This window comes from Laspinema olomoucense D3b, assembly GCF_025370785.1.
GTDB classification, from domain to species: Bacteria; Cyanobacteriota; Cyanobacteriia; order Cyanobacteriales; family Laspinemataceae; genus Laspinema; species Laspinema olomoucense.
Genome location: NZ_JAMXFA010000001.1, coordinates 216,196 through 235,131, shown reverse-complemented (window position 1 = coordinate 235,131; position 18,936 = coordinate 216,196). Strand labels below are relative to the sequence as shown.

Below are 18,936 nucleotides of genomic sequence, written 5' to 3'. Positions count from 1 at the left end.
TCAACCACCTACGGGTTCATATTGAATCCTAAGATCATGCCGATGAACAGTTCAGGGGAAAGGGATTTAGACAGCTTCAGTGCAGTAGGGCAACTGTGAAGCTCATCAAGGGCCCAATCCCTGCTTAATCAGGGATGATTTCTTGAGGACTAAAAAAATTAACCCGGTGGGTTGACCAGGTGAGCAAATTTTCTCCGTTCATGTTTCTTCTTGAGTTCTTTAGTGTTCTCTAACTGGCTATGGGAGCTATCTTTTCAAGATATCAATTAAGAATTCCCCTGCAAGTCCTCTTAAATGTACCGCTTGTCCTGCTGTTAGTCTTTACCGTAGGACTGACCAATTCCCTTTTTTTGCATCGCAGTGATCAGGCGCTCAGTCTGATTGCCCACCAGTTAATGGCAAAAGCCGGGGCCCGGGTGGATTTGTACCTGGATAACTATATCTCTCTAGCCGAACAGATTAACCGCAGTAATATTAAGGCTGTTGAATTTGACCGCCTAGACCCGCAGAATTTAGATGAAATAGAACGCCAGTTAATTTGGGAAATTTTCAGCTTCAATCAGATTCCCTATATTCTCTATGCGAATGAACAAGGGGATTTCAGAATTGCCAGTAATATTGATGGTGAGAGGACTTTGGGGGTGATTAATCATCGCCAGGGTCAGACTCTTAATCAATACAGAATTGATTCTAACGGACAACCTAGCCTAGAGCCGAAAGACACCAAAATTCTGCCATCGGATTGGAATGTTCGAGAACGTCCCTGGTATCTCGCTGCTAAACAGCAACAAGGGCCTATCTGGACTCCTACCTTTCAACGATGGGATAACCAAGAGTTAGCGATTAATGCGAGTTGGCCAATTAGGGACCCGATTACTCAAACCGTGGCGGGAGTTTTTGGGATTAATTTACCCCTGAGCCATGTTAATCAGTTTTTACAAGAAATTAAATTAGGAGAGTCGGGGGTTATTTTCATCATAGAACCCGATGGAAAATTAATTGCGAGTTCCACCGGGGAATCCCCTCTTATTAAAAGTCATCCGGGAGGTATTCATCGGAAATGGGCGAAGGAAAGTTCTCATCCTTTGGTGCGCTCTAGCAGTGATTTTTTTCTTTCAAATTTTCCGAAAGAAAGTCAAAAAAATTCTCTCCACAAGTGGCATTTTAGGCAGCGAGGTCAAGGTTATTTTGCTCATAGCCTGCCCTATAAAAATACAGAAAATGGGCTGAATTGGCAGATTGTAACGGTGGTCCCGGAAGTGGATTTAATGGGACCGTTGCAGGAATCCTTTAAACAGAGCATGGGGTTAGGAGTCTTAGGGGTCATGGTGGCAGTGGCCCTCGGGACCTGGTTGACTCAGGGCATTGTCCGTCCCCTGGTGATTCTCAGCCAAACTGCTGCCGCCTTAGCACATGGGGATTTAGAGCGAAATCTGGATGAAAATTTACCCATTCAAGAACTAGCAGGGATGGCGCGATCGTTCAATCAAATGTCGGCACAATTGCGGGAAGCTTTTGCGCGTCTCCAGAGCAATTTGCGGGAGTCTGAAGCCCGATATGCCACCATTTTTCGTCATAGTCCCGATATGATTATGATTACCCATGTCCAAAGTAGACACTTCCTGGATGTTAATAATGCTTTTTTAGAATTATCGGGCTATCAATATGACGAAATTATCAATCGTTCCACGAAAGACATCAATCTAATTGTTAAGCCCGAGGAAGCTGATATCATCCGGCAACAACTGAAGGAAACCGGGGTAGTTAAAAATCAGGAATTGCACTGGCGGGCGAAATCTGGAGAGATTAAAATTTCCCTGGTTTCTTGTGAAGTCATCCAACTGGATGGAGAGCCAGTTATTCTTTCTATGCTGAAAGATATTGGTGAACGCAAAGCGATTGAGATAGCCCTAAGGAAAAGTGAAGAACGATTTCGGGAGATTGTCCAGACGATTGGACAGATGTTTTTCGTGCGATCGGCAACTACGGGAGAATTCATTTATATTAGTCCGGCTTATGAAGAAATCTGGGGACGAAGCCGTGAAAGTTTGTATCAAGATTATAATTCCTGGATGGAAGCAATTTATCCAGAAGACCGTGCTTTGGTGGAAGCCTCTGTCGCTGAACAATTTACTGGAAAGCCGCTGCAAAGAGAATATCGGATTCGGCGACCCGATGGGGAAATTCGCTGGATTTTTGCTCAAATTAACCTTCTGAAGGATGAAGCGGGGAAGCCCGATCGCTTCATCGGGTTTGGGGAAGACATCACCTCTCGCAAAGCGCTGGAACTTGCACTCGCCGCCTCTGAACAAAAGTTAAATGATATTCTCAATAGTTCGATCGCCGCGATCGTGCGAACTAAAATCTTAAATAATCAAGACTGGGATATTGATTATTTATCTGCCGGGTGTGAAACCGTCTTCGGCTATACCCCCCAAGACTTTTTGCAAGATAAATCCATTTGGATGGGTCGAATCGTCCCCGAGGATCTAGAAAACGTTATTTTACCTTTATTTGGGCAGATTCTTCAAGAAAAAACCAGCAGTTTTGAGTATCGATTCCAGCACAAATGCGGTAGTATTCGCTACTTATCTACCCGATATACCTCCCGGTTTGCACCCCATGAGAATTGCTGGTTTGTCACTCAAGTCACCGTTGATATTACCGATCGCAAACAAACAGAAGCAGCCCTCAAACAGAGTGAAGAACAATATCGCCGGATTGTGGAAACCGCCAATGAGGGAATTTGGAGCATTGATGCCCAAGACTGTACGAATTTTGTCAACCCCAAAATGGCTGAGCTCCTCGGATATACCCCGGAAGAAATGCTAGGAAAATCCCTCCTTGATTTTATGGATGAAGGCGGAAAACAAGAGGCCCGAGAAAAATTAGAACAGCGTAAACAAGGAATCCTCGAACAGCATGACTTCCTGTTTTACGGCAAAAATGGCTCACCCCTTTGGACCCTGCTCTCAGCAGCGCCCATTTTTAATGAAGGGGGAGAGTATATGGGGAGTTTGGCAATGGTGACTGACATCACCACCCGCAAACAAGCTGAACAGGCCCTAGCACGAAAAACCCAGCAGGAACACCTCTTAAACCAGGTGATTCAAGCGATCCATCAATCCCTGGATTTAAGTACCATCTTCTCCACCGCCACCACCGGGATTGCCAAACTGGTGGATTTTGAGCGCGCTTCTATCGTGCGTTATCTCCCGGAACAGGGGGTCTGGACTCATTTATATTCCTATAATCCAGAGTCGGAATTACCGGAAGAAGTCGCTGAAGATATCCCCGATGAAGGCAATCCGTTTGCAGCACAACTCAAACAACTGCAAGTGGTGGTGGTGGATACCAATACCATTGACGACCCGATTAATGAAGAAGTGGCCCGCGATCGCCAAGGGGCTTGGCTATTAGTTCCCCTCGCCGTGAACGGCACGATCTGGGGTTCCCTGAGTTTATGGAGTCCAAAATACCTCCCTTGGCAGAAGGAAGAAATCGAACTGGCTCGTCGAGTCGTGGAACCCTTGGGCATCGCGATTCATCAAGCAAATCTCTATCAGCAAAGCCAAGAAGCTCAGGCGGCTTTCCGAGACAGTGAATCGCGATTACGGTTAGCTTTAGAAGTTTCCAATACCATTGCTTGGGAACGAAACCTCACCACCAATCAGATCGTCTTCTCAGCTACAAGTAGTGATTCAGTTCCTCAAGTGATGTCCTATGAAGAATACCTCGCCTTGGTTCATCCTGAAGATCGAGAAGAATTGCAATGTTTAAATAAAGCAGCAATTTGCCAAAGCGGAGGGTTTAAAACAGAATATCGAATTAGTTTTCCCCCCACTTCTCGGGGATGGCGGTGGATTCAGGACCATGCTAAGGTGGTCACCGATGCCACCGGAACTTCCAATCGCATGATCGGAATGTCCATTGATATGACCGATCGCAAGCAGTCTGAAGAAATCTTAAAAATTACTTTAAATCGCCTCCAAAACCTGGCAAGGGCTGTACCGGGTAACATTTATTCTCTGGTTCAACACCCCGATGGGTCCCTGGAATTTGAATACATTAATCAGGCCATTGAAGAAATTTTAGAAATTCCCTTAAAGCAGGTTTTTGAAAATGTTGAAGCGGCTATTATTAAGTCGATTCATCCGGAAGATAAGGCGGGATATTTTGAAGCAATTCAATCCTCCCTCGAAACCTTAAAAGTGTTTAAATATGAATGGCGAGTGATTACACCTTCGGGACAACTGAAATGGGTGCAAGGAAACTCGCAACCCGAGCAACGAGAAAATGGGGATATAGTCTGGCATGGCATTATTTTAGATGTTAGCGATCGCAAATTAGTGGAAGAAAAACTCCGCCATAGCCAAAATGCTTTACTCGAAGCCCAACGCATCGCTCATTTCGGTAACTGGTCGTTTAACCTGCTCACGAAAAAGCTCCTAGGTTCGGAAGAAGCTTTTCGGATTTTCGGATTTGAATCCCCATTCATCGAACCCACTTATCGCGACTTTTTAGAGCGAATTCACCCCCAAGATTTACCCAAATTTCCCGGTAATTTTAACGAATTGCTTGCCCAAGAGTTCCCCCAGGAACATGAATTTCGGGTTCTTTTACCCGATGGGACTGTCCGCTATATCCTCGGTAAAGGGCAGCCCATTTTCAATGAATCGGGAGAAAGAGTCGAACTTTTTGGCACAGTCCAAGACATCACCCAGGCTAAATTGGCCGAACAGGAATTACGGGAAAGCGAAGAAAAATTCCGACAACTCGCTGAAAATATTCAAGAAGTTTTCTTTATCCTCTCTCAATCCGGTGAGATGATTTATATCAGTCCCGCTTATGAAGAAATTTGGGGTAGGACTTGCCAGAGCTTATATCAAAATCCTCGGGACTGGTTACAATCGGTTCATCCAGAGGAGCGTGAGCATATCCAAAGAAGGTTAATGCGCCAAATTAGCGAAGGAACTGATTTTGAGGAAATCTACCGCATCGTGCAACCCCAGGGAGAAATTCGCTGGGTTCGAGCGCGGTCCTTTCCCATCCAGAATCCCTCTGGGGAGTCCTACCGCTTTGTCGGAATTGCCGAAGATATCACCGATCGCAAACAGGCGGAAGAAGCAGTACAGGAGAGCGAATCTACCCTCCGCAGCTTTTTTAACAGTGCCTCGATGCTGATGGGAATTATCGAACTCTATCCCGAGGATATTCTGCATTTGGCTGACAATTTAGCGAGTGCCCAATTTTTTGGCACAACCACCGAAGCCATGAAAAATCACTTCGCCACCGAGATGGGTGTTTCCAAAGTGGCTCTGGAGATGTGGTTGAGTCACTACCGTACAGCCGAACGCACAGGAAAGCCCGTAAAATTTGAGTACAACCATCTAACACCTGGAGGTGAAAAATGGCTCTCGGCCAGCGTTTGTCCCATTTTCGGAATCATGAGCGCTCACCCGAGATTTTCCTATATTGTCGAGGATATTACCGATCGCAAACAAGCGGAATTCGCCCTCCAAGAGCGCGAAAGAATTCTCCGAACCCTCGGGGACAATCTTGATAAAGGGCTGATTTATCAGTTGGTCCGCGAACCCGATGGCCGGTATCATTTTACTTACATCAGCGCCGGAATTAAGCGGTTAATTGGCATAGACCCGGAAGCCATTATCGCGGACTCCAGCTTATTGCACAGCCGAGTTTTCCCCGAAGATCAACCGTTGAATGCCCAGCTTACGGAAGAATCTTTTAAAAATGTGTCTCCCTTCCAAATGCAGATGAGGAAGTACAACCAGGACGGTAAAATTCAGTGGTCTCAACTGCGTTCAGTGCCGCGCCGGATGCAGGATGGACGCACCATTTGGGATGGAATTGAAATGGATATCACGGAGCTCAAGCAGATCGAAGAGGAACTGCAACAGGCCAAGGAGAAAGCAGAAGCGGCCAACCAAGCAAAAAGCGAGTTTTTGGCTAATATGAGCCATGAAATTCGGACTCCAATGAATGCTATTTTAGGATTTTGCGAACTACTCAAAGGGATGATGAATGAGCCACAACAGCAGTCTTATCTTCAGACCATTGCTACAAGTGGACAAACCTTACTGGCTTTAATTAACGATATTCTGGATCTGTCTAAAATTGAGTCAGGGAAGCTAGAATTGAACTATGAACCTGTATTAATTCGCCCTTTAGTGGGGGATATTCAGCAAATTTTTTCCCAGAAGGCAGAAGCCAAGGGTCTAGGGATATTTATTAATATTAGTGAGACGGTCCCCGAGGGGATTGTATTTGATGAAGTCCGCTTGCGGCAAATCCTATTTAATGTGGTGGGTAATGCCCTGAAATTCACGGAAATGGGGTCCGTAACGATTCATGTGAATGCTAATTTATCCAGGACTAGCGAGCCGTTCCATGTATGTTTAGAGTTGGCCGTGTCTGATACCGGGATCGGGATACCATCCCATCGCCAAGAGCAGATTTTTGAGGCGTTTATCCAAAACGATGGTAAAACAACTCGGAAATATGGCGGCACAGGGTTGGGGTTAGCCATTACCAAACGACTCACAGAAATGCTGGGAGGAACAATACATTTAAAAAGTGAACTCCATCACGGAAGTACCTTTACTTTTGTCTTTCCTGATGTAGAAATTGCCAGGACCGAAATTGGCAACATAGAGTCTGCACCTGTGGATGAAAATTTAGAGCAGTTCCAACCCGGAACGATTTTAATCGTGGATGATGTCCCCTCAAATTTGGACTTAATTGCGGGCTATTTTGGCAAAACAAAGCACCAACTGCTGTTTGCGCGGGATGGCCGGGAAGCCATTGAACAGGCGATCGCCTCCCAACCTGATCTGATTTTATTGGATTTGTGGATGCCTGAACTCAACGGCATTGAAGTTGCCCAATTTCTCAAGAACAACCCAGAAACCCAGAGTATTCCGATTGTGGTCCTCACCGCTTCTTCGCGATCGAGTGATGAAGCCCTCGTCAAATCGCTATGCGAGGGTTTTCTGCGCAAACCGCTGAGGCGATCGCAACTGGTTTCCCTGTTAAAAAGTATTTTACCCCGGGAAGAAGGAGAGAAAACCCTGACGGTTTGTTCCCCGATTGAGTCCCGTTTGGACAATGAAAATCCGGTTAGTGTGGAAGTGTTAGGAAAATTACCGGCATTACTTGAGCAACTGCGTCAGGAAGAAGAAACAACTTGGCCCATGTTGTCTCAAACCATGAAACGGCGCGACTTAAGAAACTTTAGCGATCGCTTGCACGCTTGGGCGTTAGAATATCAGTGTCAGGCACTCTTAGCCTATGCGACGACTCTCCAAAGCCAGATAGCCGCCTTTGACTGGGAACGCCTGCCTAAAACCCTGGAAAATTTCCCCGAGGTTAGACGCTCGTTATTATGACTCAATCTTCACTGAGGCGAAGGGTTCGGGTTGAGAAAATCTTCTCCAGGGAAGCAGTTCCCCAAGCGTCCCCAGTTCTAGTCCTCCCAACCCAGACCTCATCGAGCCCCTTGTCCTACCTAAACCAGAACTCCGCTTGTTTAAGGGACTTCAGGGGCAAAGTTCTGTGTAACTTTCTTCGATAGATATGGCACCGATTGGATGAGGGTCTTGTGCCGCTGTTTAATTCTTACCCGTCAACTCTAAACTTGTATGTTGCTATTTAAACCCGAAGATTGTTTAATTTTAGTCGTAGATGACGTCCGACAAAATCTCCAAGTCATTGGAGAAATATTAGAAATAGCAGGCTATGAAACCACCTTTGCGGCTAGTGGTCAACAAGCTTTATCTCGGGTAGAAACAGCCCAGCCGGATCTAATCCTTCTGGATTTAATGATGCCGGAAATGAGCGGGCTAGAAGTCTGTAAAATTTTAAAGGACGATCCCAGATTCAGCGAAATACCCATTATTTTCTTAACCGCTAGTAATGATGTTGGAAATTTATTGCAAGCGTTTAAATATGGGGCTAATGATTATATTACTAAACCGTTTCACTCCGAGGAAATATTGGCCAGAGTTGAAGCCCAGTTAACCAATAAAAAGCTCAAGAAAAAGCTAGAAGAAAAAAATCAGGAACTTGAGACAGAAATCGGGGTGCGGCGACGCACGGAAGAAGCCCTGCAACAGGCTATAGAGTTAGCAAATGCGGCCAATCGAGCGAAAAGTAGCTTTTTGGCTAACATGAGCCATGAGTTGCGGACTCCTCTGAATGCGATTCTGGGGTTCACCCAGTTGATGACCCATAGTTCTAACCTAACTCTCGAACAACAAAATAATTTAGGCATCATTCATCGCAGTGGTGAACATCTCCTCAATTTAATTAATGACATTTTAGATTTATCTAAAATTGAAGCGGATCAAATTGGGATTAATGCGACGGAATTTATCTTAAAAGATATGTTAATCGAACTCGAAGAAATGTTTCGCCTCAAACTGCGAGAAAAAGGGTTGAAGCTGGACATTATCCTAGAAAATCGGGTCCCCGTCGCCATTGAGAGCGATCGCCTCAAACTGCGGCAAATTTTAATCAACCTTTTGAGCAATGCCATTAAATTCACCCCATCGGGAGGAGTTAAACTGCGCGTGAATGCCATCAGGGACCCGGAAAAAACCTTTTTAAGTTTTGAAATAACCGATACCGGCAGAGGGATTAGTCCCGAGGAGCTCAGCAAGCTATTCCAGCCTTTCGTACAGACTGAAACCGGCATGGCAGCGGCAGAAGGGACGGGACTTGGGTTAGTGATCTGCCGTAAATATGTGCGTCTTTTAGGGGGCGAAATTACGGTGAGTTCTGAACCCAATGTGGGTACAACTTTTAAATTTCAAATTGCCATTAAGCCTGTGGGATCAACCGACTACTGTGGAGGGCAAACCTCGACCCCGCGAGTTGTGGCGATCGCCCCCAACCAACCCCCCTATCGGATTTTGGTGGCTGATGACGAAGCCACTAATCGGCAACTACTCACCACCATGCTCTCAGGGGTAGGATTTGAGGTTAGAGAAGCCATAAATGGTCAAGAAGCCCTGGAAATTTCCCGCAGTTTTGAACCCCATTTAATCTGGATGGATGTGCGAATGCCTGTTCTGGATGGATGCGAAGCCACCCAACAAATTAAAGCCACTTGTACAGGGTTACCCCCCACCATTATCGCGGTGACGGCCAGTGTTTTTGAGGAAGAGAAAGGGGCTATTTTATCCGCTGGATACGATGATTTTCTGCTTAAACCCATTCAAGAATCCCTAGTTTTTGAAAAAATGTCTAAGCACTTGGGTGTTTCCTACATTTACGAAGAAATGACCTCTATTTTAAGTGACCAGGTGCGCTCAAGGGAAAACCAATGGAAAAATTTAAAAAATTTATCTACTTCCCTGATTTGTGATCTGGAATACGCGACTTTAGCCCTTGATGATGAACGACTCAATCGCCTGGTTTCAGCAATTCCCTCCGAATGTGGCGAACTGGAACAAATTATTCGAGAATGCCTGGAAAATTTTGATTATTATACTATTTTAGAAGCCATTAAAACAGCTAAAAAGGAACGGTTTGCTCACTCCCATCTCACGGGTGAATGGATTGTGCAGATGACTCAGGCTATCTACAGTGCTGATGCCAGGGAGATTAAATATTTAATTGCTCAACTCGAACCCGAAAACCGGGAAGTAGCGGAACAGTTAGAATATTATTTATCGAATTTAGATTATCAAAATATCCTGCGGGCGATCGCGGATCTTGAAGAAACCCCACCTCTAGCTTAATTCCTATCATGATGCTTCCAGCATCCTCTTTCCTCTCCCGTATTCCTTCGTGAATCTGGGAAAAAATTTACTCTTCAAGCACCCACCCCCCAGACTTGAACCCTTTCGGGCCTCCTAAGCGGGAAATTTTAACAGTTGGATTGCTCTACAACTAAATTCCTTCCCCCCCAGTTCTCTAGTTCCCAGGTGGTGAGTGAAGGTTGAGTTTGCGCCAGTAATCTGCCTCGTGCTATCACATATCTCACCGGAGGACGACGGCGCAAAACCTCAAATTTATTTTCTGCTTCCCAAATGATTAAATTAGCCGCTTTGCCAACCTCTATACCATAATCCTGTTCAATTTGGAGCGTTTTTGCGCCGTGAGTTGTCACCATATCATAACAGGCATTGATTTCATCCAACCCAGTCATCTGACAAACATGAAGCGCCATATAAGCCACATCGAGCATATTTCCAGTTCCCAAACTGTACCAGGGGTCCTGAATACAATCCTGTCCTAAAGAGACATTTAAACCGTTTTCCCATAACTCTTTGACTCGGGTGATACCGCGCCGTTTAGGATAGGTATCGGTGCGTCCTTGGAGGGTAATATTAATTAAGGGATTAGCCACAAAGTTAATCTGCGATCGCCGCAAAAATCCCATCAATTTATGGGCATAAGCATTATTATAAGACCCAAAAGCCGTCGTATGAGAGGCAGTAACTCGCTCACCCAGACCACTGCGAATCGCACAAGCGGCCACCACTTCCAGAAAGCGCGATTGGTCATCATCGATTTCATCGCAGTGAATATCAATCAAGCGGTCATATTGTTCCGCCAGTTCAAAGATGCGATGAACCGATCGCACCCCATCCTCCCGGGTCAATTCATAGTGGGGAATCCCACCCACCACATCCGCACCCTGTTTTAATGCTTCTTCCAGCAATTCTTCGGTCTGGACCGCTCCATAAATGCCATCTTGGGGGAACGCTACCACTTGCAACGTGAGAAAATCTTGGAAATTTTCTCTCACTTCTAACATAGCCTGTAACGCTGTGAGGTCCGGGGTACTCACATCCACATGGGTGCGAACGAATAACACCCCCTGGGATGCCAATTGTTTCAAGGTTGCGATCGCCCGTTGCTTGACATCCTCCCGGGTCAATTTGGGCTTGCGTTCCCCCCAAATTTGAATCCCCTCAAATAACGTGCCGCTTTGATTGAACCGGGGTTCTCCGGCAGTTAAGGCGGAATCTAAATGAATGTGAGATTCCACAAAGGGGGGACTCACTAAGTTGCCCTGAACATTCAGTTCCCGAGGAGCCTCCCCGGACAGGTGGGGGGCGATCGCCGCGACTCTCCCCTGTTCCACCTGAATATCTACCCGTTCCCCCGTCAGTAAGCGACAGTCCCGCAAGATTAAGCGATCGACCTCTACCATGTTTTATCCCTGGATTGGCTAATTTTTCTCTAATGATGCGTTAACTCCGGTGAGCATTCTCCCGCCGACAAATCCTTGCTCCCTAAATGCCCCAGGATTAATCATACCAATCTTGCCGAACCATCGGTTCAGTAATTAATACTAATAAGCCTAAAATGACAATCACTAAAGCAAAGATTTGTTTGAGATCCAAGAAATCCTGAATCAGGATGGAGCCAAATAGAACAAACAATGCTGGGACACAGGCGATCGCCGTCGCTCCCCGAGTCACCCCAGCGAGTAAAATTCCATAAGCGGTGAACGCATAACCCACCAAGGCTAAAATCCCTAAGATGAGACTCCCCACCATCAGACGGGGTAACTCCCACAGTGGCATCGAGATCGCGATACCCGGTAACGGGAGGATTAAACTCAGGGAAGCGAATCCCAGCAGGGTTCCCAAAGCGATCGCACTAAAGGGGAGTGGATGAAGCGATCGTGTCCCTCGATAAGTCAACAGCAAATAACTGGAAAAAGCAATCCCCCCAACAATTGCCGCCAAAATTCCCAAGAAACCTTGGATCGCAGTAGCGGCAAAAATAGCCGGAACTTTTAAGGCGAATAAACTGCCAATCGTGACAATTGTCATCGCCGTAATCCGGGTTTGATGGGGACGATATCCCCAAAATTTCCAAGCCCCGAGGGTTGTTAAAATGGGGTAAATCAAGAAAAATCCCACCACTACCCCAGCCGGAATTAGCCAACAGCCGATTGCGATCGCCTCCCACGCCACAAACAGGGAAAATCCACTCAGCATGGCAATCTTTAATACCTTGGGATTTTCTCCCGCGAATATCTTCTTGATATCTTCTCCCATTTGGGGATAATAAAATTTGGCCAGCATCGGGATACCCGCTACGCAGACAAGGGCCTGTATCCAGAAAATTAACTGCCAATTCCCCGGGGTTTGGGGAAGCAATCCGCCCCATTCAATCGCCCCCAAGATGAATTTTTCCTGAAACATCATCCCGACGAAAAGGGGAAACAAAGCGAACTGCACCGCAGCCAGCATCAGCAACCATAAACCGGACTGAATATAAGATAATCGCATAGTCAATTGGCACGATTTGAGTAATTTTTAGGACTTAAATCCGGGAGATTTAGCCAGGGTTAGCGCGGGTGATCACCTCGGTTTAACGATTAAATTAAACAACCCTAAATTTGCGTTGGGGAGCGTCGTTCCGGTAAAGATCAGAAAACGGGTTTGTTGATAAGATACGGCCAATTCCCAATCCATCAGGGGGATGAAACCCGGTTTATTGTCCTTTGGAGCAAAAATTGTACCGGCCCTCTCGCCCTCATTTCTTGCACCGGCTTAGAGATGTTGGAAAGCAACCTCGTTTCTTGTCCCCTTGATGTACTTGATGTAATTTTGTCCCAATAACCTAGTCCCCTGACGCGTTTATTCTAAGCCTTGACGCCCGACTTGGACGCCACTGCTGCCCTGAAGAAGCGCACCTGTAAAGTCGGTGCCCTTGATATTAGCGCTAACTAAAATCGCATCTTGCAAATTCGCCCCGCTGAGATTGGCATAACTGAGATTACTACTAAACAAATTCGTTTCAATCAAAATGGCATTTTGAAGATCAGCGGCGGTTAAATTGGCAGCCATAAGATTGGCTTTGCTAAGAATAGCATTTCGCAAATTTGCACCCATTAAATCCGCTCCCCGTAAATCTAACCCGGTGAGATCGAACCCACTGAGGTCACAATTTCGACATTCATTACCCCTTTGTAACTGCAAGAGATGCTCTGGATTAGCACTAAAGGCAATAGGAGGGAATATCCCCAGTTGAATCAATCCGACTGCTGTTGCTACTGTGATTTTTTTTAACATTGCTGCACCCTGAATAGGAGGAAAACCAACTGATTTTTCCCTCTAAATTAAATCGGTTTCATTAGGAAAAACCGGCTCTTGTGCGAGTTTTTCATGGAGGCGGTTGCGCTTTTCGATCGCCTCGGTACAGGCGGGGTCAACTTCGAGGGCCACACCGTAGGATCGCGCTGCTTCGGGATAGCGGTGCAATTTCTCCAAGCATTCTCCGCGTCGCAACCAAGCCGGAGAATGGGTGGGTTTCATTTGGATCACCGTATCATAAGCCCCGATCGCCTGGAGATATTGACCAATTTTACTCAGAACCCGCCCTCGTTTCATCCAGGGTTCATAATGGTTAGGCCAGATGGCGATCGCCTGGTCATAAGCCACAATTGCATCAATATACCGTTGCGCTAACGAGAGTAAATCCCCCCGTTTCATCCAGGCTTGAGCATCGTTGGGTTTAACTTCCAGCACTTTCGCAAAAGCATCGAGAGCTTCTGGATAGCGTTCCAGTTTTTCCAACACTTCGGACCGCTTCACCCAGGACCGATAAAGAAACATCGGTTCTTGGGTAACTTGTACAACTTTTTCATAAGCAGTCAGGGCTTCTTCATATTTTTGAAGTTGCTCTAAAGCCAGACCTCTGTGATACCAAGCTTCGGGAAAATTCGGCTGAATTTGAATGGCATTGCTCAGGGCTTGAATCGCATCTTTATAGCGGCCTAGCCCGTACAAAGCCATACCGCGACCTAACCAAGCGGTGGATAAATTAGGATTAATTTTAGTAGCTTGGTCAAAGGAGCTTAAGGCGACTTCATACTGACCCCCATCGGAGAGGGCAATGCCGCGATTCATCCAAGCTTCGGGCCAGTTGGGATGTAATTCAATGGCTTTATCAAAACAGCCGATCGCCGCTTCTACCCATTGATGTTTGAGGGCGCGACCTTTATAAAACCAAACTAAGGGATTGCTGGGGGCGAATTGAATCACCCGATCAAAGGAGGCGACGGCATCGGTATAGCGTTGCAACTTTTCTAAAGTGACCCCGCGATTAAACCAGGATGCGGCATTTTCCGGGACCAGTTGTAGGGTGCGATCGTAAGCGCTGACGGCTTCGGCGTAGCGTTGCAGGAGGTCGAGGGCGACCCCTTGATTGAACCAAGCCGCTGGGTTTTGGGGGTCCAGGGTGACGGCTTGTTCCAAGGATGTTAAGGCAAGTTCTGGGCGATCGAGGGCTAGGAAGGTAAGAGCTCGGTAATACCATCCGCTAGAGAGTTTGGGTTTGAGTTTGATAACTTTATTAAAGGCAGTAACGGCGGCTTTGTATTGTTGGAGTTCTAAAAGCGATCGCCCCCGGAAATACCAGGCTTCATATTGATTGCTATTAATTTGAATGCTTTGATCAAAGGATGCCAAGGCTTCCTGATATCGGTTTAAGTGAAATAAACACCGCCCTCGGAAGGTCCAGCCCCAATAGTCATCGGGGTTGACTTGAATCGCCCCATCATAACCGGCGATCGCCTCTTCATAGCGATGTAAATTCATCAGGGCCGTGCCGCGTTTCAGTAATGCCCGATGCATAGTGGGCTTTTTTTGAATCGCTTTGTCATAAAACGCCACTGCCCCGGCATAATTTTTTTGTTCATACAGACGGTTCCCTCTTTCAAAGTCAGAACCCGCCCCCAGTAAGTGGTTGACCCAGGACCACACCGGGGCAATCGGTCTCGCCGGAGGTGAACTTTCCGGGGGCGATGGAGGTGGGGTTAACCCTTGCGGGGGTTGCAATTCGTCAAATTGGGTCATAATCAACGAGGGCTAGGTTCTAAAAACAGGACAGGCGATGGGCGATCGCTCACAGACGGGTCTAGATATTTTTTCCCGGCGATCGGCGATTAATCCAGGGTGATGAGCTTGAACCACTGACCAAAGCTTAACCGACTGCTGATCTGTACTTAATTTTGACATATAAATAACCCTTCCTCTGCTCTAGGATTCCCGCTCAGTAGCCAGAAGAGAAACCGGATTTGGTATTACTCATTTTTAGGGTCTTCCCGTTACTGTACCCATGCTCTAGTTTTCATCCTTCGCCCTGTAAAAGCCCCTAAAAAAAATACCCCCCAGACGGGAGATATTGAAATTAGTTAAGTTGTTGAGAATTTGTACCTAGCCTCTAGCGGACAAGGCTAGGTATGGAATCACTTTCCCTTAATGGGCGAGAACAGGAATGCTCTTGAGTTCAGCAGTCAAACGGCTCAACATGGACCGCTGGCGTTTTGCCCCTTGAACTTGCCGATCCATCATCAGACGACGAGCTTGTTCCGGTGCCGAGGTTTTTGCGGACTGCGGTTCACCAGTGGTCAACGCAACTCCCCGATACTTCAGTTCCACGGTCGCTTGTTGGACCGGCGCTTTCTTCTGATTGCAGAATTTCCAATCTAACCCGCGATATTTACCGGCGAGTTCGCCTTCGGTAACCTCAACTTCTGCGGGAGTATATTCGTAAGTGGTGCCACGATATGAAAGTTTCATGTTTTTCGCCTCCTAAATAGAGTCTTGTTTGTAGGATGAGGCGCGTTCCTTCGGGAGTGACTCCCTACTTCCGTCCCTTGCCCGGTTCATGCCGTTTAGAGATGAACTGGCTTGTTGTGAGGGATGAACGATTTACTTTCTGTATTCATTGTTACCGTTTGAAAAGAAGATGTCAAGGGTTTTTGGACTTTTTTTCCAAAAATACCTCTTAAGGTATAGGTTAACCCCGGCCCCATGAGCCAAAACCTTTACAGGGTGGGAATTAGGGAGGTTTGGGAGAGCCTTTACCTGCCCCGGTTATTTTTTCAGAGACTCCGCCCCCCACGAAACCCTCTTGACTACAACCGGGTCATCTCCCTTCATCGGGGCAGGGGAGTTGCACGGCAAGCCCCTGTTTCGGCTAATCTCAAGGCTTTACATGACTCAACTGAGGAGAAACCTGATCGTGACCTATGGCAATACAGCCCGTTATTTCTTGAGTGTTCTGATGGTGTTGGCCGGGGCTGCATCCCCCACCATCGGGGCGATCGCACAGCCTGTTATTCAGGAAGTAGAATCCCATCAAACCGCATTTTTCTGGAGGCGACAGTCCGCCCCCGATCGCCTCGAAGGAGTCTGGGGGATTACGGAGGGTAAAACTCCCAGGGGACAAGCTTACACCGGCAGCCTCGATATTACCGCGATCGGGAATACGGACAACCTCTATCAAGTCTCTTGGGAAACCTCCGAAGGCAATTATTCCGGGTTGGGGTTCTATGAAGAGGGGCGGTTGCTGGTAGGGGCCGGACTGGATGAGGAGATTTATGGCGTGGCCCTGTATAGAATTCAGGACGATGGTACTTTAGATGGGAAATGGACTCTCAGTAGCGCCGAGGGTGAAGTCGGCACAGAACTAGCTACAGGAGGGCGATCGGGAGAGTTAGCCGGGTCCTATCAAATTAGCAGTACCGACCCTGGAGAAGAGGATTCTGCCTTCAGTGGAGAATTAACCATTACCCAATCCCGCGATACCTATCAAGTCACCTGGAACGTCGATGACCAAACCTATCGCGGAATCGGTTTGCGCGTTGATGATTGGCTCGTTGTTGGCTGGGGGACTAGCTCTAACCTCGCCGTGTTGGATTATGAATTTAAGGGCAACGAAGCGACTGCACGTTGGGCCCGAACCGGCAGTCGGGAACTGGGGATGGAAAAGATTTCCCTGGAAGATTAGGCGGCCCTCTAAGTCCTGGAGCCATCCCGGGTCTTCTCCAGCCCTCAAAAATTTCCTGATTCTCCCTTTCCTTTGAGGGGAAGGTTCGGGTCCGATACTGCATCCGGTTGTGACAGCCCTAACAATACTCTTGAGCCCGCGCAGGCGGGCTTTGTCTGTGTAGACCCACCCTTGAGGGTGCGGGTTTTTATAGACTTTGAGAACCGAATTCCGTATTATCCTCCATCCTCCCTGGGTTCGGGAAAGTCGCCTCTGGGCGATCGCCACCCCCAGATCTCCTCTTTTTGGTAAAAAATACTATAATTAGGAATAACACCCTAAAGAACTGCAAGTTCACCCCCTGAAAATTGTGTTTACTGCGACTTTATCACCGCGCAATTCTGCCCAAACCTCCGCGATTCCAGACGATTTATTTGCAGCCATTGAATCCTTGAAACAGGAACTCAATGCAGTGCTCCTCGCCCACTACTATCAAGAACCCGACATTCAGGATATTGCTGACTATATCGGTGACTCTCTCGAACTGGCCCGAAAAGCTGCCAATACCAACGCCGATGTCATCGTCTTTGCCGGAGTTCACTTCATGGCAGAAACGGCTAAAATCCTGAATCCGAATAAACTGGTTTTGCTTCCAGACTTGGATGCCGGTTGTTCCCTGGCCGATAGTTGTCCTCCCGATGCCTTTGGGGAATTTAAAGCCGCTCATCCGAATCATATTGTCATCTCTTACATTAACTGCTCGGCGGCCATTAAAGCCATGAGCGACATTATCTGCACCAGTTCTAATGCAGTCAAACTGGTGCGGCAAATCCCCGAAAATCAGCCGATTATTTTTGCCCCCGATCGCAATTTAGGTCGGTATGTGATGGAGCAAACGGGCCGGGATATGGTGTTGTGGCAAGGCAGTTGCATGGTGCATGAAACTTTTTCAGAAAAGAAAATTGTTCAGCTCAAAATTCAACATCCTGAAGCTGAAATCATTGCTCATCCCGAATGTGAACCGACGGTGTTGCGCCATGCTAATTATATTGGGTCAACCAGTGCGCTGTTAAACTATGCTCAAAATAGTGCCAGCCAGGTGTTTATCGTGGCTACGGAACCGGGAATCATTCATCAAATGCAAAAACAGGCGGGAGATAAACAGTTTATTCCCGCGCCACCCCTGAATAGTTGTGCTTGTAATGAATGCCCTCACATGAGGCTGAATACCTTAGAAAAATTATATTTGGCTATGAAAAATCGCGCCCCGGAGATTACCTTACCGGAGGAAACGCGCAAGGCAGCATTGCGCCCGATGCAACGAATGCTAGAAATGAGCGCATAATCATAGTAAATCCCGCTGTTTCAAGCTCAGGTAGGCGGCGATTGTTTAGATGAACACCTAACGACAGCAAGTCGTTAGGTCATCCGTATAGCCCTCTTTGGAGGGTGTTGGTTTTTGCTAGTTTCAATCGAAAAGGGTAGGGCAATGCCGTACCCTTTTTTTATTTTGGGAATCAGGCAATGAATGATTGCCTAACCGAATATTATACGGAATCCGGTTGTAATAGATCCATAAAAACCCGCACCCATGCATGGTGGGTCTACACAGACGAAGCCCGCCTGCGCGGGCTGAAGAGAAAATCGACTTTTAACAACCGGATTTGGTATTATTGATTTAAAAAGGCGTGAAGGTGGGATGCAAGTTTCTCGATGATTCCTTCCTCATTTTGTAAACTTTTTTCAGCTTCGGCTTCGATGCGCGGGACTACATCCTCGGGCAAATTCAGGAGGGAAACGAGTTTTTTGTAGGCTTGAGCTTCTTCGGCATTAATATTAGGCTCATCGGGGGTTCGGGAACTGGAGGCGATGACTTCATAGCCGATTTGCAGAACCAGTTCCCGTTCGGGTTGGGTGGCGAGTTTAGGGATTAATTCTTCCAGCGGGATGTTTTGCATCATATAGTCCCGCAGTTCTTCTTTGAGTTTGTCTTGTTGTTGGGGACTGACGGAAAATAAGCGACTAAAGCGATCGAGCATGATCTCGACTTCTTCTGCCCCGAGTTCTCCATCTGCCCATGCCATTGCAGTTACAACTCGTAACAGGTTCATCTGACGCGGGGTGATGGAGGGTGGGGGTGGGGGTTGGATTGCCATTGTTTTTTCCTCAAAA

Annotated in this window: 11 protein-coding genes and 1 riboswitch; of the genes, 4 read left to right on the top strand and 7 right to left on the bottom strand. The window is 47.0% G+C overall.

Going from position 1 to position 18,936, the window contains the following annotated elements:
- The first annotated feature begins 239 nt into the window (after positions 1–239).
- Both NG792_RS00930 and NG792_RS00925 read left to right on the top strand, forming a co-directional pair.
- Positions 240–7,409, top strand: coding sequence for a PAS domain S-box protein (locus NG792_RS00930; RefSeq protein ID WP_261234155.1), 7,170 nt, complete (start codon positions 240–242; stop codon positions 7,407–7,409).
- A 252-nt stretch (positions 7,410–7,661) separates the two neighbouring features.
- Positions 7,662–9,764 (top strand): response regulator, encoded by a 2,103-nt coding sequence (locus NG792_RS00925; protein ID WP_261234154.1) that lies wholly within the window; start codon positions 7,662–7,664, stop codon positions 9,762–9,764.
- 128 nt (positions 9,765–9,892) lie between these two features.
- On the opposite strand, the gene codA is transcribed toward NG792_RS00925, so the two are convergent.
- The 6 genes from codA to NG792_RS00895 form a co-directional block, all read right to left on the bottom strand.
- On the bottom strand, positions 9,893–11,185 hold the full coding sequence (gene codA / locus NG792_RS00920; RefSeq protein WP_261234153.1) for a cytosine deaminase: 1,293 nt from the start codon (positions 11,183–11,185) through the stop codon (positions 9,893–9,895).
- Positions 11,186–11,282: 97 nt separating this feature from the next.
- On the bottom strand, positions 11,283–12,275 hold the full coding sequence (locus tag NG792_RS00915) for an EamA family transporter (protein ID WP_261234151.1): 993 nt from the start codon (positions 12,273–12,275) through the stop codon (positions 11,283–11,285).
- Positions 12,276–12,626: 351 nt separating this feature from the next.
- The gene (locus NG792_RS00910; protein ID WP_261200929.1) at positions 12,627–13,061 is read right to left on the bottom strand and encodes a pentapeptide repeat-containing protein; all 435 of its coding nucleotides are present in this window, start codon (positions 13,059–13,061) and stop codon (positions 12,627–12,629) included.
- Positions 13,062–13,103: 42 nt separating this feature from the next.
- The gene (locus NG792_RS00905; RefSeq protein ID WP_261234150.1) at positions 13,104–14,846 is read right to left on the bottom strand and encodes a tetratricopeptide repeat protein; all 1,743 of its coding nucleotides are present in this window, start codon (positions 14,844–14,846) and stop codon (positions 13,104–13,106) included.
- A 12-nt stretch (positions 14,847–14,858) separates the two neighbouring features.
- Positions 14,859–15,008, bottom strand: a complete 150-nt coding sequence (locus NG792_RS00900; RefSeq protein WP_261234148.1) for a hypothetical protein — start codon at positions 15,006–15,008, stop codon at positions 14,859–14,861.
- Positions 15,009–15,248: 240 nt separating this feature from the next.
- Positions 15,249–15,572 (bottom strand): DUF4278 domain-containing protein, encoded by a 324-nt coding sequence (locus tag NG792_RS00895; RefSeq protein ID WP_261234147.1) that lies wholly within the window; start codon positions 15,570–15,572, stop codon positions 15,249–15,251.
- 39 nt (positions 15,573–15,611) lie between these two features.
- Positions 15,612–15,704, bottom strand: a riboswitch (Glutamine riboswitch).
- A gap of 313 nt (positions 15,705–16,017) precedes the next feature.
- On the opposite strand from NG792_RS00895, the gene NG792_RS00890 reads away from it, so the two are divergent.
- Together NG792_RS00890 and nadA are read left to right on the top strand one after the other, a co-directional pair.
- Complete coding sequence (locus tag NG792_RS00890) at positions 16,018–16,785, top strand: hypothetical protein (RefSeq protein WP_261234146.1); 768 nt, start codon at positions 16,018–16,020, stop codon at positions 16,783–16,785.
- A gap of 349 nt (positions 16,786–17,134) precedes the next feature.
- Positions 17,135–18,109 carry a quinolinate synthase NadA gene (gene nadA, locus NG792_RS00885; RefSeq protein WP_261200934.1) on the top strand — a complete coding sequence of 325 codons (975 nt, stop codon included), beginning with the start codon at positions 17,135–17,137 and terminating at the stop codon, positions 18,107–18,109.
- A 325-nt stretch (positions 18,110–18,434) separates the two neighbouring features.
- Here nadA and NG792_RS00880 read toward each other — a convergent pair whose 3' ends face one another.
- Positions 18,435–18,920, bottom strand: coding sequence for a tellurite resistance TerB family protein (locus NG792_RS00880; protein WP_261200935.1), 486 nt, complete (start codon positions 18,918–18,920; stop codon positions 18,435–18,437).
- Positions 18,921–18,936: the final 16 nt, after the last annotated feature.

What these genes read in the sequence shown, in the direction of transcription:
- NG792_RS00930 (WP_261234155.1), top strand. Translation starts at nt 240, where the DNA reads ATGGGAGCTATCTTTTCAAGATATCAATTAAGAATTCCCCTGCAAGTC.
- NG792_RS00925 (WP_261234154.1), top strand. Translation starts at nt 7,662, where the DNA reads ATGTTGCTATTTAAACCCGAAGATTGTTTAATTTTAGTCGTAGATGAC.
- codA (WP_261234153.1), bottom strand. Translation starts at nt 11,185, where the DNA reads ATGGTAGAGGTCGATCGCTTAATCTTGCGGGACTGTCGCTTACTGACG.
- NG792_RS00915 (WP_261234151.1), bottom strand. Translation starts at nt 12,275, where the DNA reads ATGCGATTATCTTATATTCAGTCCGGTTTATGGTTGCTGATGCTGGCT.
- NG792_RS00910 (WP_261200929.1), bottom strand. Translation starts at nt 13,061, where the DNA reads ATGTTAAAAAAAATCACAGTAGCAACAGCAGTCGGATTGATTCAACTG.
- NG792_RS00905 (WP_261234150.1), bottom strand. Translation starts at nt 14,846, where the DNA reads ATGACCCAATTTGACGAATTGCAACCCCCGCAAGGGTTAACCCCACCT.
- NG792_RS00900 (WP_261234148.1), bottom strand. Translation starts at nt 15,008, where the DNA reads ATGTCAAAATTAAGTACAGATCAGCAGTCGGTTAAGCTTTGGTCAGTG.
- NG792_RS00895 (WP_261234147.1), bottom strand. Translation starts at nt 15,572, where the DNA reads ATGAAACTTTCATATCGTGGCACCACTTACGAATATACTCCCGCAGAA.
- NG792_RS00880 (WP_261200935.1), bottom strand. Translation starts at nt 18,920, where the DNA reads ATGGCAATCCAACCCCCACCCCCACCCTCCATCACCCCGCGTCAGATG.